Source organism: Cellvibrio sp. UBA7671, assembly GCA_002483145.1.
Taxonomy (GTDB): Bacteria; Pseudomonadota; Gammaproteobacteria; order Pseudomonadales; family Cellvibrionaceae; genus Cellvibrio; species Cellvibrio fibrivorans.
Genome location: DLHJ01000014.1, coordinates 90156 through 104694, shown reverse-complemented (window position 1 = coordinate 104694; position 14539 = coordinate 90156). Strand labels below are relative to the sequence as shown.

General features: G+C 47.9%; 12 protein-coding genes. 4 read left to right on the top strand and 8 right to left on the bottom strand.

Annotated features, from left to right (window positions below):
- Nucleotides 1-63 precede the first annotated feature (63 nt).
- From B4E62_RS12210 to adk, 5 genes are all read right to left on the bottom strand, one after another.
- A complete protein-coding gene (locus B4E62_RS12210) occupies nt 64-1074 on the bottom strand; it encodes a tryptophan--tRNA ligase (protein WP_331352251.1) in 1011 nt (336 codons plus the stop codon).
- Between the two features lie 104 nt (nt 1075-1178).
- On the bottom strand, nt 1179-2207 hold the full coding sequence (locus tag B4E62_RS12205) for a cyclic nucleotide-binding domain-containing protein (RefSeq protein WP_331352250.1): 1029 nt from the start codon (nt 2205-2207) through the stop codon (nt 1179-1181).
- A 252-nt stretch (nt 2208-2459) separates the two neighbouring features.
- The gene (locus B4E62_RS12200; protein WP_422653148.1) at nt 2460-3779 is read right to left on the bottom strand and encodes a M18 family aminopeptidase; all 1320 of its coding nucleotides are present in this window, start codon (nt 3777-3779) and stop codon (nt 2460-2462) included.
- 35 nt (nt 3780-3814) lie between these two features.
- The gene (gene tsaB / locus B4E62_RS12195) at nt 3815-4522 is read right to left on the bottom strand and encodes a tRNA (adenosine(37)-N6)-threonylcarbamoyltransferase complex dimerization subunit type 1 TsaB (RefSeq protein ID WP_331352248.1); all 708 of its coding nucleotides are present in this window, start codon (nt 4520-4522) and stop codon (nt 3815-3817) included.
- 93 nt (nt 4523-4615) lie between these two features.
- Nucleotides 4616-5269, bottom strand: coding sequence for an adenylate kinase (gene adk, locus B4E62_RS12190; RefSeq protein ID WP_310071098.1), 654 nt, complete (start codon nt 5267-5269; stop codon nt 4616-4618).
- A 291-nt stretch (nt 5270-5560) separates the two neighbouring features.
- Between adk and B4E62_RS12185 the strand changes: the two genes are divergently transcribed.
- Nucleotides 5561-6031, top strand: a complete 471-nt coding sequence (locus tag B4E62_RS12185) for an Lrp/AsnC family transcriptional regulator (protein WP_310071099.1) — start codon at nt 5561-5563, stop codon at nt 6029-6031.
- 80 nt (nt 6032-6111) lie between these two features.
- Here B4E62_RS12185 and B4E62_RS12180 read toward each other — a convergent pair whose 3' ends face one another.
- The 3 genes from B4E62_RS12180 to B4E62_RS12170 all read right to left on the bottom strand — a co-directional run bounded on the left by B4E62_RS12180 (nt 6112) and on the right by B4E62_RS12170 (nt 11126).
- Complete coding sequence (locus tag B4E62_RS12180) at nt 6112-7767, bottom strand: methyl-accepting chemotaxis protein (RefSeq protein ID WP_331352247.1); 1656 nt, start codon at nt 7765-7767, stop codon at nt 6112-6114.
- 147 nt (nt 7768-7914) lie between these two features.
- A complete protein-coding gene (locus B4E62_RS12175; protein ID WP_331352246.1) occupies nt 7915-9378 on the bottom strand; it encodes an NAD-dependent succinate-semialdehyde dehydrogenase in 1464 nt (487 codons plus the stop codon).
- Between the two features lie 8 nt (nt 9379-9386).
- Nucleotides 9387-11126, bottom strand: coding sequence for a potassium/proton antiporter (locus B4E62_RS12170; RefSeq protein ID WP_331352245.1), 1740 nt, complete (start codon nt 11124-11126; stop codon nt 9387-9389).
- 209 nt (nt 11127-11335) lie between these two features.
- Between B4E62_RS12170 and B4E62_RS12165 the strand changes: the two genes are divergently transcribed.
- The 3 genes from B4E62_RS12165 to B4E62_RS12155 all read left to right on the top strand — a co-directional run bounded on the left by B4E62_RS12165 (nt 11336) and on the right by B4E62_RS12155 (nt 14518).
- Nucleotides 11336-13333, top strand: a complete 1998-nt coding sequence (locus B4E62_RS12165; RefSeq protein WP_331352244.1) for a VacB/RNase II family 3'-5' exoribonuclease — start codon at nt 11336-11338, stop codon at nt 13331-13333.
- Between the two features lie 35 nt (nt 13334-13368).
- A complete protein-coding gene (locus B4E62_RS12160; RefSeq protein WP_310071108.1) occupies nt 13369-13830 on the top strand; it encodes an EVE domain-containing protein in 462 nt (153 codons plus the stop codon).
- A gap of 148 nt (nt 13831-13978) precedes the next feature.
- Nucleotides 13979-14518, top strand: coding sequence for a PEP-CTERM sorting domain-containing protein (locus tag B4E62_RS12155; RefSeq protein WP_310071110.1), 540 nt, complete (start codon nt 13979-13981; stop codon nt 14516-14518).
- Nucleotides 14519-14539: the final 21 nt, after the last annotated feature.

The following is a 14539-nucleotide window of genomic DNA, read 5'->3' as shown; positions in this document are numbered from 1 at the left end:
ACAACACAATAAAAAATCCCCGCCGTTTACACGTGCGGGGATTTTTTATTGCACAAAATACAATTATTTTATTTTGCGAATCCCAACAGCCTCGCGCACTTTTTCCAGCAACGGCTGACTGTAAGCTCGCGCTTTTGCGGCGCCTTTTTGCAGCACTTCTTCAATATGGACGGGGTTTGCCAAAAGCGATTCATACTTATCACGCGCCTCCGCTAACTGACCATTGATCAATTCAAACAATTGGCGTTTTGCTTCGCCCCAGGCAATACCTTCAGCAAACTGTTGGCGCATCTGCGCAGTTTGTTCTGGTGTCGCGAATGCCTGCCAGATTTGAAATACCGGGGAAGTATCAGGATCTTTTGCCTGACCTGGTTCAAGTAAATTGGTAAGGATTTTATTAATCGATTTTTTCAGTTGTTTTTCCGGCAAAAATAACGGAATGGTATTGCCGTAACTCTTGCTCATTTTGCGGCCATCCAACCCTTGTAATACCGCATTCACATTGTCATCCACTTGCGCCTCTGGCAACACAAAATGTTCACCGTAGTGATGATTAAAACGTGCGGCAATATCGCGGGCCATTTCGATGTGTTGGATTTGGTCGCGACCTACAGGAACTTTATTGGCATTGAACATTAAAATATCGGCGGCCATTAAAATCGGGTAGGAATACAACCCCATAGTAATACCGTAATCAGTATCTTCACCGGCTTCGAGATTTGCATCAACTGATGCTTTATAGGCGTGGGCGCGATTCATTAACCCTTTCGCTGCATTGCAGGTAAGAACCCAACACAGCTCGGGAATTTCAGGCACATCAGATTGGCGATAAAAAATCGCGTTGTCGGTATCCAGCCCCAATGCCATCCATGTAGCGGCAATTTCACGGGTGGATTGATGAACCAGATCCGGATCCTGACATTTGATCAGCGCATGAAAATCCGCCAAAAAATAAAAGGACTGCACATTTGCACTTTGGCTCGCCTGAATAGCGGGACGAATGGCGCCAACGTAATTGCCGAGGTGCGGAGTGCCTGTGGTGGTAATGCCGGTTAATACGCGTTGTTTACTCATGATGCCCTATCTCTATCGATGGATAGCCAGTTGGTGTGGCGATAAAAATCAGGGCGCCATCATACAGGCAAGCCACAAAAATTTGCAGCTTGCTTGAGCCGGCATTACAAACCAGAGTAGTAGCGAGCAGAATCGCGCAGGATACAACTGTCAAAGCCTGCCTGGGTCAACAGGTGCGAGGCTACGTCGCAGCGGCGGCCGGAATCGTCGGTGATTACATAGGTCACTGTATCATCCAGATTTTTGAGATTGTTGCGCAATTGGTTGAGCGGGATATTGCGGCTATCAGGAACAGCTTGGGCACGCCGTTCAAGTGGCAAACGTACATCGAGGATTTGATAAGCAGGTAGATCCGTCGCACGCGCTTTGAGATCCTCGGCGCTCACATATTTAAGCACCGGCTCTTGCAGCAACTCACGGAAATCTTCTTTATCCAAGCGCATTACCTTGCCGGGAGTAATCATTTTTACGGTGGCATTGCGCGTGGTATCACCAACCAATGCCTCCTCACCAAAATAATGACCGGGGCGCAGCGCCGCCAAAATCTTTCCCGCCGTATCCATCACCATCGCACTACCGGATTCCAGCACGTAAAAATAATCACCGCGTTCGCCCTGCTTGATAACAACTTCATCGGCCAATACTTTTTGCGCCTTGAAACGGATAAACAGTTGGCGAATATTCGCCGGAGGTAAGCGACTAAATAATGGGGACTGCAATAGCGATGACATCCAATCGCTGTCATCGTGCAGGCTCACACCCGATAAATCAGCCTCTTCATCGCTGGATTCACTCCAGGCAAGCACCAGATCGAGAAAATCGCTATCAACCGACAAGAGGGTGACATCGGACTTGGCGACAGCAGAGACCTGGGTTGGTTGGGTGATATTGAGCGGCGAACGACGTGATTCACTCGCAGGGTTGATGGTATTCACTTGAAAGCTGGAATCAATAAGATCTACCGTACCACTGACCAAATACACTTTTTCAGGAAACGGGCGACCCCGTTTAAAAATGATCGCTCCCTTGGTGATTTCCCGTAGTGCGGCTTTCTCGGCAACCTGTACCAAATATTCATGATTGAGGGTATTAAAAGGCGCAAAAGACGCTAATACATCAAGGCTAATCGCCATTTTCGACTCCACTAAACTCTAATCAGGATCATTCAACGCTAATCACAAAGGCTTAATTCTGACTATCGATAAAATAATAAATTGTTTTTTATTAGAGAAATATGCGCGAGTATAAACAGCCGACAGCTACAAGAGTCAGGCTTGTCGTCAGTATTAGTACTGGATCACAGCCGGATTGCGAGCGATTGCACTTTCATCACAATAATACAACCGCTCAGCCAAAAAGACTTGCTCAAAGTTTCTGCACACCCATTAGCTGCGGGAAATTAAGGCAAAAGGTGCTTTGCTATAGCTAAAAAATTCAACTGCCGCTTTATAGAGATACCAGCCATCACGGGCACCTGCGAGCTCGCGGATGGAGTGCATGGCAAAGGTGGGCGATCCAACATCAATCGTTTTCACTCCAACCTCTGATGCCACCACCGGGCCGATAGTACTGCCGCAACCCATATCAGTACGCGCCACAAATTCTTGCACCGGCACCTCCGCCGCTTCACACAGCAGGCGGAAGAAGGCGCTGGTTTCACTGGTCGTTGCATACCGCTGGTTAGCGTTGACTTTGATAACCGGGCCGCGGTTCAACAGCGGGCCATGGTTTTCATCGTGCTTATCCATAAAGTTAGGATGAATACCGTGGGCATTATCGGCCGATATCATCATCGATCGCTCAATTACGCGCGCGCGCGTTTCACCATCGGGCAATAGCCGCTCAAGAAACTGTTGCAACATCGGGCCTTTGGCTCCGCAGCAAGAAGCGCTGCCAACCTCTTCATGATCAGTGCAAATCAACAGGCTGGAAACTTGATCATCAGCTTCAAGTAAAGCTTGCAACCCAATGAAACAACTCAATAAATTATCAAGCCGTGCACTGGCGATAAAATCTTGCTCAAAACCAATTATGGCCGGTGGCTGGGTATCGTAAAGGCTGATCTCGTAGTCCAGCACTTGTTTGATTGCGAGATCCGGTTGCTGGCGCAGCAACTCGGCGTGCAACAATCCGCGAAAGTCCGGCAAGGCCGCATCTTCAGCGGGAAGCTGCAACAACAGCGGCACTATATCTTTTTGCGCATTGATTGAACGGGCATTGTTGGCTTCGCGATCCAGATGTATGGCAAGGCTCGGTACCACCGCGACAGGGCGCTCAAAATCAACCAATGCACTGGCGATTTGATCGGATTGATCGCGGTATGTCACCCGCCCCGCCATGGATAAATCACGGTCATACCAAGGAGCCAACAAAGCACCGCCATAGACCTCCACACCCAGCTGAAAATAACCGCGACGATTTAGCTCTGCACGCGGTTTCACTTTCAAACAAGGGCTATCGGTGTGGGCACCCAGCATGCGGATACCTGAGTCCAACAACGGTGATTTACCGTACACAAACGCAATAATCGATGAATCATTGCGCATCACCAGATAGCGCTTGCCAGGCTCAAGCTGCCAGATATCACCCTCATAAAGCGGGATAAAACCAGCCGCCAACAATTTGCCTGCGATATTTTTAGTGGCATGAAAAGCTGTGGGGGATGAGTACAGGAACTCGAGCAAACCGGTGTTGAAATCCACCATGGAACAAGAGGCAGTCATAATAAACTCACCAAAATCTAGTTGGGATTACGAATACGCTGGCGCTTTTGCCAGGAGATAGTATCGCGCAAATACACTGGTTGGGCATCGAGTACATCAATCGCACCACCGGCAGACCAGACTTGCGCGGCAATTAAAGCCATATCTTCAGCTTGGGGTTGGGAATCAACCACTATAGTGGATGCGGCCAGCACCTGCATTGCCGGATAATGCCATCCAGGTCCAGCAGCGATAAACTGCCCTGCCAGCGAACGGATAACATCTTGCTCAGACAGCAATTCAGGTTTCATTACAAACTCATCACTCAAGGCCGAGACTGAATCCCCTGTACGGGTAAATAAGCCCCAGTAAACCTCATCCATACGAGCATCTAACGACACTAATACAGGCAAGCTAACCTCAGGATTTGCGCGGTAATAACCTAATGCCATTGCCTCCAAAGTGGATACAGGGATCACTGGCAACTGCGCACCAAATGCCAAGCCCTGCACTATTCCCATACAAATCCGCAATCCGGTAAATGAACCCGGTCCGCGGCCAAAGGCAATAGCATCAAGGTCATGTAACTTGAGGCTATTGTCGCCCAGCAACTCATCCACCATCGGCAACAACCGTTGGGTATGGCTTTTGGCGGCCAGCTCAAACCGGACATCCAGTTGTCCATTGGCATAGAGTGCGACAGAGCAAGCATCAGTCGAAGAATCCAGGGCGAGAATCAGGCTCATAGGAGGAACACAGAAAAATTGACAGTAAACACAATGAAACACGGGACAAAAAAATAGGCTCCGTAGAGCCTAGTTTTGCTGTATTGATTTAGATTAACCCAATACAGTCAGCAGTTGCTGGCGAATTGAATCGACGCTGCCAATACCGCTAATACGGGTGTATTTGGGCACTTTGGTTTTACCTGAAGCCGCAAGGCCTTGGTAGAAACCGACTAGTGGTTCAGTTTGGTCATGGTATACACCCAAACGCTTGCGCACGGTCTCTTCGGTATCATCAGGGCGCTGGATCAGCGGCTCACCCGTCAGATCATCGTGCCCGGCTACTTTAGGTGCATTGTGAATAACGTGGTACACGCGGCCAGAGGCTTCATGCACTCGGCGGCCACTCAAGCGGGACACAATCTCTTCATCTGCCACATGAATTTCAATCACGTGATCGATATCGACACCGGCATCCAACATCGCTTGCGCCTGGGGGATGGTGCGTGGAAAACCATCAAACAAGAAACCATTGGTGCAATCGCTGGAGGCAATGCGCTCTTTTACCAGGGAGATAATCAGATCATCCGGTACCAGACCGCCAGCGGCCATAATGTCTTTCGCCTGCAAGCCCAAGGATGTGCCTGCTTTTACAGCGGCACGCAACATATCACCAGTGGAGATTTGCGGAATGCCAAACTTCTCCATGATCAGTTGCGCCTGAGTACCCTTACCAGCACCGGGCGCGCCCAACAATATCACTCTCATCTCGGATTGCTCCTCAGCATTATTTTTATCGGGCCAAATGGGGAATACCCTTGTCCTCGAACACGGCACAAAATGCCCAACAAAAGAGGCGTTACGATACACGCCCATGACCCCAATCACAATATGCCGGTTGAGCCTCTTCCTAGAAAAGCACCATAAGATGGCAATTTTTAATATATCACCGAGTTAATTAGGACGTTACTGTTAAATACATCCTCAATTTATTGTCATATGAAAATTTTCATCCTAGAATGCCTCAATATCAATCATGCTTTTCAGGATTACTTTTTCATGGCCAAGTCAGTAGAACTCGATGAATATGATCGCAAGATCTTGCGCGCCCTTCAGGAGAATGCCGATTACTCGATGGCAGACTTAGGCAATATGATTGGCCTGTCGCACACGCCCTGCTGGCGCCGCCTTAAACGGCTGGAAGTAGAAGGAGTGATTCGCGGTAAAGTGACCCTGCTTGACCCCAAACTGCTTAACCTGGGGGTGACTGTCCACGCCTACATCACGATTAAAAACCACGATGCCAGCTCACTAGAAGCCTTTGAGGAAATGGTGCAGGCAATACCGGAAGTAGTTGAGTGCTACTCAACCAGCGGTGAAAAAGATTATGTCTTGCGGGTGGTGGTGGAAAGCGTAGAGCACTACGAACGACTGATGAAACAAACCCTGATCCATTTGCCGAATATTGGCTCGATCAATTCGGCGTTTGCGTTGAAGCAAGTGAAATTTACTACGCAGCTACCGATCTAGTATTTAAATCAAATTGCTCAAGCAATAAAAAACCGGGCGTCAACACCCGGTTTTTTTGTATCTCTACAATAAAGCTAGAATCACACCTTGAACTGCATCAGCAATTGGCGCAACTGGATAGACAATTCATTCAAACGCTGACTTTCCACTGCAGTTTTGGACGCGCCCTCTGCATTATTCATTGCCAACGAATTAATCTGCACCAAATTTTTATCAATTTCAGATGTAACTGAACTCTGCTCTTCTGCTGCTGTGGCGATTTGCAAAGTCATATCTGAAATTTGTTTTACTGCCGTGCTTATTCCCGTTAATGAATCCCCTGCCTCAGTGGCAGAGGTAACCGCTTCTGAAGTCATAGCTGCACTACTACCCATTGCATCCACCGCATGTTGGACGCCCTGCTGCAGCTTACTCAACATTCCGTGGATATCAGTAGTCGACTGCTGTGTGCGGCTAGCCAGCGTACGCACTTCGTCAGCCACCACCGCAAAACCTCGCCCTTGTTCACCCGCACGCGCGGCTTCAATTGCCGCATTGAGCGCTAATAAATTGGTCTGTTCAGCAACACCGCGAATGACATCAATAACGGAAGTTACATTTTTCGCCTCTCCTTCCAAGCGCAACATAAACTCTGCGGTTTCACTAATCCGTGTAGCCAAACCTTGTACACGTTCAACGGCAAGATGGATACGCTCTTGGCCGCGATCAGTAATTGCCGTCGCTTCTTTGGTATTTTGCGCAGTATTGCTGGTATTGCGCGCAACCTCCTGAATCGCCATGGTCAACTCATTCACGGCGGTCACTACCATGGTAATTGCATGGCATTGGTCATCTGCAGCGCACTGGCTATTGCTGGATACAACCAACAAAGACTCTGCCGCCTTGGAAACCTCTGCCGCATTCGCTAATACACTGCCAATGATGCGCTGTAGTTTTTCAATAAATTGATTGACGTTAGTAGCCAGCTGCCCCAATTCATCATTGGTGTTGACAGGTAAGCGAGCCGTTAAATCACCATCGCCTTCCGCAATATTTTGAATACGATGACTGATCTGGCGGACTTGATTGGCAACCAATATCGGCAAAAAATAAGCTGCCAATAAACTCACGAGCGTTCCAACAACCACTAACGCTAGTAACTGTGCAGAGCTGGTTGATTGGTTTTCATCGATTTGAACAGTGAATTGATCGACATGAGCCAAGCGCTTTTCTTGTAGCTCATCAATATAATCACGCAAATGTCCAAAAGCGTCGGCAGCGCTACCATAGGATTTTTGTAGCGCAGCTGTGCGGCTGGCTTCATCGGAAAGGCGTGCAGAATTGATAACGTCGGCGGCCTGAATTTTCCACGCATTGTAGCGCCGGGTAAACTCCTCCCGCTCGGCAGCAGTAGCCGTATCAGAAAGGTCAAGCGATTGATAAACCCGATCCTGCGCCTGCTTGGCGTTGTCGCCTTGCTCCGTGAATAAGTCTTGATGCTTGCTGCTATCGAGCTGCAACAACGCTCGCTCAGCAAGCAGCGATTGATAAAGGTCCCGATCAGCTTGTATCAGCAATTGAATTTCGGGCAAGTTAACCTTCGCAATAGTCGCCGCATTCCCGCCCAGCATTTTACTCGTACTGATCGCATGCAAGCCCATATACAACACCAGCACAACCAACAGAAGCAAAGGAAGTGTGAGCTTCCAACGTAAACTTAATCCTTGATACCAGCCAAACATGGCAAACCTCATCATTAATTTTCTATTGTGATGTATCAGATATGGATACTGATACGTTCAAGTTTAGTAAGGATTCGGAATTTAGCTACGGACAGGCTTTTATGCTGCAGAAATTTGTTGCAGATTTAACAGATGAAGGAAAAAACAATAGAAGGCTGGTAATTAAAAACGCTCACACAGGTATTTTACGCTCACATAATCATCGATACCGTAAAGCGAACCTTCCCTGCCCCAACCGGATTGTTTAATACCACCGAAAGGGGCCATTTCATTGGAGATGATGCCGGTATTAATCCCCAGCATCCCTGCTTCCAGCACTTCGGATAGATGTTTTATGCGTTTCGCATTCTGCGTGTAACAATAAGCAGCCAAACCAAACTCAGAGTCATTCGCAAATGCGATAACTTGTTGATCGGTGTCGAATGCAATCAATCCTGCTACCGGACCGAAAATTTCCTGACAAGTTAACGCTGAATCAGGAGAAACATTCAACAATAACGTCGGTGGATAAAAATTGCCTTGCGCCGCTTCAGTTAGATCAAGTGTGGCTTGATATGCGATATGTGCACCTCTTGCGAGCGCATCATCCACCAACACTTGCACTTTTTTTACCGCGGCTAACGAAATTAACGGACCAACACTTACACCCTCTCCCATTCCGTTTCCGACCGACAGCAAATTCATTGCGGCGATTAATTTCTCACTGAATTGGGCGTAAACCGAGCGGTGTATATAAAAACGATTGGCACAAACACAAGTCTGCCCAGCATTGCGAAATTTAGAGACCATTGCACCAGCAACAGCCGCATCCAAATCAGCATCATCAAACACAATAAACGGAGCGTTACCACCCAACTCCAAGGTGATGCGTTTTACATCAGCGGCACATTGGTGGATTAATTGTTTACCCACGGCAGTCGAGCCCGTAAACGACAACTTCCGCACGAGTGGATTGCCGGTTAACTCCGCACCAATTGCAGCAGAATCAGCTCCCGTGACGATATTAATCACGCCCCCAGGTATACCCGCATGCTGTGCAAGAAATGCCAGAGCTAACGCAGATAACGGTGTTTCTGCAGCAGGTTTAGCAACGACGGCGCAGCCAGCTGCTAATGCGGGAGCAATTTTTCGCGCTAGCATTGCGCAGGGAAAATTCCAGGGAGTGATTGTCGCAACAACACCGACGGGTTGTTTGATCACCAAAATCCGCTGATCAACACTGGGCGGAGCAATCACGTCCCCATAAATACGTTTGGCCTCTTCAGAAAACCATTCAATATAACTTGCGCCGTAAGCAATTTCCCCACGCGCTTCTGCCAAGGGTTTACCTTGCTCAATAGTAAGGATCTGCGCGAGATCATCCTGATGTTGCATTACCAGGTCAAACCATGCGCGCAATAACTGGCTGCGTTCTTTTGCCGTTTTTTGTGCCCATACCTGCTGTGTTCGAGCCGCTACAACTATCGCCCTGCGGGTTTCAGTAACACCCAAATCTGCAACCTGGGTAATAATTTCTCCAGTCGCAGGATTTTTTACTGCAAAGGTTTTATGCGTATCGGCGTTACACCATTCACCGTCGATAAATGCTTGCGTCCGCAAGAGCAATGAATTACGTAGATTAAACATCGGCTGCACTAATCATTGGATGGCATATTTTTTTTAACCACGGGTTTAACTCCGATCTTACGTACGCTGTTTCCTTCCACTTCGGCAATTGTCCAGAGCATTCCACTCCATTCGCTTTGATCACCCACTACCGGCTTTCCGCCCACCATTTGCCCAATCAACTCGCCTAGTGTTTTATGCTCTTCGTAGCCTTTCATATCCAGCGCATACAGCATCGCCAGATCGCGCAACTCTGCATCGCCCTGAATAATAAAATCACCGAAGAAACTCAAATCCAGTGTACGTTTTGGGGCTTCACTAAATAATTTTCCGAGCGCTGGTAAATCCTGCTCATGGCCGATTACGCAGAGCACATCACCCGCCATCAAGCGCGTACTACCAGATGGGTGGAATAATTCTTTATCGCGAAATAATGCTGCTATGCGGGTATTTTCCGGCATATGCAACTCGCGCAATGCGGCACCAATACACCATTTCTCAGCCCCCAATTTATAGATGAACAATTCCCACTGGCTGGTGACATGAATTTCCAACCCAGCGCGTGAAAATGGCGAAGGCACAGCCGGGACAACAACTTTGGCTTTTTTGGCGGCCCAGCTTAATGTCGTTCCTTGCACCAGCAAGGACACCAACACAATAAAAAACGCTACATTGAAAAAAAGCTGCGCATTAGGAAGCCCCGCCATTAATGGGAACACCGCGAGAATAACAGGCACCGCACCGCGCAAACCAACCCAGGATATAAATGTGCGCTCTTTCAAGTTAAAACTGCGGAAGGGTAATAAACCGACAAAAATGGAAAGAGGACGAGCGAATAAAATCATCCAAAGCGACAGCAACAATGCTGGCACCGCGATGGGCAAAAGTTCACTGGGCGTAAGCAACAACCCCAACACCAAAAACATACCAATTTGGCTCAACCAGGCGAGGCCATCGAACATATGGAGGATGCCATGACGGTTTCGGATTGGTCGATTACCGATCAGCAAACCACACACATACACCGTCAGGATACCGCTGCCGCCGATAGCACCAGAAATCGCGTAGAGCATAATGCCGCCACTAACGGCTAATAGCGGGTACAAACCACCGGCAATCGACAGCCGATTGATCAGTTGCAATAGCAACCAACCGCCACCCAACCCCAGGGCGATACCTATCCCAAACTGCTGCACCAAACTGGTCAGCACGCCCCAGCTGAAGCTGGTTTCACCGGCGGCAAGCATGGCAATTAAGGTCACCGTCAGGAACATCGCCATGGGGTCGTTACTGCCCGATTCGATCTCCAGCGTTGAACCAACACGCTCATTAAGGCCTTTGCCATTCAATAAATTAAATACCACAGCGGCATCTGTCGAACCCACAATCGCGCCGATCAGCAAGCCTTCAAGTAAGGAGAGGTCGAACAACCAAGCGGCTGCAAAGCCCGTTAAACCTGCTGTTATCATCACACCGACAGTCGCTAATGACAGCGCAGGCCAAAGCGCAACACGGAAAGTTGCTGCGCGGGTGCGCATACCACCATCCAAAAGGATAATTGCCAGCGCGAGGTTACTCACCAGATAAGCAGTAGAGTAATCATTAAAAACAATTCCGCCGGGGCCATCCACTCCCGCAAGCATCCCCACCGCGAGGAAAATCACCAGAATTGGCACACCTACCCTGGTAGAAATAGAGCTCAGCAGAATACTCGCGGCGACCAAAAGGGCGCCAACGAGCAAAATATTGTTGATGGTAACTGCGTCCAAAACCTAACCCTTATCCAGAAATTCAATAAAAACAATAACTAACATTAAGGCGATTGTAACCCGATGGCGCCCAAGACTGTCAAAAGCATTACCGTTAACAATCAGTAAAGACTATTTTTACCAAAAAAATAGCTGCCCCAGATTTGCGCAACAGGGCAGTTAAATCGAGCTATAATCGCGCCATAATCCTTACCTATAAGTTGTATTACATGCTCAATAAAGATGCCCTGCAGCAACTCGCTCAATTAAAGTCCGCTATCGCTGTAACCAAAGATGTCGCACAAGGCCTGGTTCGCGCCACCACCAAACGCTTTGGTTTTTTGATTCTCGACGACGGCCGCGAAGCCTTTATCGACCCCGACCAAATGATGCGCGTACTGCCTGATGACCGCGTCGAAGCGGAAATTACCACCAACAGCAAAGGCCAATTTGAAGCAAAATTAATCAAGCTGATCAAACCCGGCCTGACCGAATTTGTTGGCCGCTACGTGAACAAAGGCACCACCGATTTTGTGGAGCCAGACGTAAACAATTTTAATCGCTGGTTATTTATTCCACCGCAAGAGCGCAAAGGTTATAAAGTCGGCGATTTAATTCACTGCGAAGTTGCCCGTCACCCGTTCAATAGTGAAGGCAAAACCCAGATTCATATTCGCAACCGAATCGGCACCTTGGAAGAGCCTGGTGTAGAAAGCCGTTACAGCATCGCCAAATTCCAGATTCCGTTTGAATGGCAACCGGCCGCGCAAACTCAAGCAGGCGGAATTAATTGGTCGCCACTCACGTTTGAAAATGGTGAACTGGATTTAACCCACCTGCCCTTCGTCACTATAGATTCCGAAAATACGCGCGATATGGATGATGCTATTTATATCGCACCCAACGAAAATGGCTGGGAATTAATTACCGCTATTGCCGATCCCAGCAAACACATCAGTTTTGATAGCCCGCTGGAACAATCCGCGCGTGCGCGTGCAAGTACGCTTTATTTACTCGGCCAAACGGTGACTATGTTGCCGGTCGATTTATCGCACGATACTTACTCATTAGTACCGGAGCAAAAACGCCCTGCGCTGGTATGCCGCATGCAAATTTTGCACGATGGCACTATCAGCACATTTGAATTTATTGAAGCGCAAATTCGCTCGCATTTTAAATTGAGTTACCAGGGTGTATTCGATGCCCTGATGAGTACCGGCGAATCACTACTCGTCGCACCAGCGTTTATCCACGATATGCTCGTCGAATTGAAAGGATTTGCGCAAGCGCGTGCGCAATATCGCCAAGCGAATGCGTTGGTGATGGAGGAGCGCCCCGACTATTCCTACATTCTCAATGACCAAAGAAAAATTGATCACGTAGAAAAACGCGAACGTAATATCGCGCACCGCATGATTGAAGAGGCAATGCTGGTTACTAACCTCTGCGCAGGCGAATTATTTTTGCAGCATCCCGGCTACGGTATTTTTTCCAGTCACATCGGGTTTCGCCCGGAACGTATCAATGATGCGGTCGCACTGATTCAGGAAGACCGCCCGGATTTAACCATTGGCGACTTAACTCAGTTGGATAGCTTCCAAAAATTATTTAGCGAATTGCGCTCAAACCCGACAGGTAATCCTTTAAGCGCGAGCCTGCATTCACTCTTACAACGCATGCTGCAAGCTGGCTCATTAACCTTTGATCCCATTCCGCATTTTGGTTTGGGCTTTAAAGCTTATGCGATGGTGACCTCACCTATTCGCCGCTATAACGATCTGTTTAACCATCTTGCGATTAAACGCATATTGCGCGGCTTGCCAGCAGAAAATGTGGGCAATAAAAAACAATTTGCCGAACAGTTACAAAACCAACTCAACACTGGCCGCCAAGCATGTCGCTATGCGGAAACCTGGCTCGGTTGCCAATATGCGAAGCAGCACATTGGGAGTGTGCATCCCGCCAGTATCGGTTTGGTTAACTCGTTTGGTATCGGCGTAAAAATGGAAGATTGGGGTTTGGAAGGCTATGCACTACTAGCTCCCAAAGAGAGTGACATTAAAGCACAATTTGATTCACGTCGCCTAAGCCTGACAATTGAAGGCAAGACTTACAAACTCGATGAAAAAGTATTTGTGGTGATCAACGACGTTGATGTTGAGAAGCGCAAAATCAGCTTGGAATTAGTAACCGAAGAAACAGCACAGCGTTTGAGTGCATGGCTGTAGCAATCATAAATCCGTAGATGATTAAGGAGTGAGTGATGGCAAAAAAATACTGGCTATTTAAAGCAGAACCACACATCTACGGTATCGACCATCTCGCGGCTGCGCCCGATAAAATCGGCCGCTGGGATGGCATCCGCAATTACCAAGCCCGTAATTTTTTACGCGATCAAGTCGCATTGAATGATGAAGTATTTATCTATCACAGCAGTTGCAAAAATGTCGGCATAGTCGGCACCGCTAAAGTCGTAAAAACCGCCTACCCCGACCCAACCCAATTTAATCCGGAAAGCGATTATTACGATCCCAAATCAACACCAGAAAATCCGCGTTGGGTTTCGGTGGATATTAAGCTCACTAAAGTATTCCCGCGGTTGATTGCGCTAGCGGAAATCAAAGCGCAACCGCGATTAGAAAATATGATACTGGTAAAACAGAGTCGCTTATCAACACAACCGGTCACAGTTGATGAGTGGAAACTCATTAACGATTTGCTGTAGTCACTTTTTGATCAAACTGCTAACGCATTAGACCCCAGCAGAAACACGTCAATAAGCCCTTAAACAGCAGACCGAAATAATTTACATCAATTTAAGATTAAGGCTTAATTTTTGCCACCCGAACACGACAACCCCACAGGAAGTTGTTATGAAAAAACTCATTTCATCACTGTTAGTTACCGCAGTAATTACGGTGTGCACGCCAGCGTCCGCTTATACGATTAAAGCAGGTGAAATCTATGCAGGGACGAATGTGGGCAGCTTGGATACCTTGCTTGGGCAAACCCTCATGCAAGGCAATAGCAACCCCACCTCTGAAACTAACTGGGTCAACTCTTTACTAAACCCAGACACTACCTATGTCACCAAAACCAATAGCGTCGAGATTTACGCCACGACGGAATCCAGCTACGTATATGCTTTTGAATTGGCAGCTACACCTGGTTATTTTTTAGTAAAAAATGCCAAGTGGTGGGCACTCTTTGAAAACAATGCCAACGCCAGTTGGGGGGTGATTGACTTTTCACAACTCAATAGTGGATTCAAATTTAAAGATTTGGGAAATACGACAATTAGTCATGTTACTGAGTTTGGAAAATTCACCAGTGTCGCCGAGCCATCAGGTTTATTGTTGTTTGGATTAGGGCTTATAGGGCTGAGCGTTATGCGCCGCCGTCTTAAAATCTAATACCAGAGAATGTATTAATGA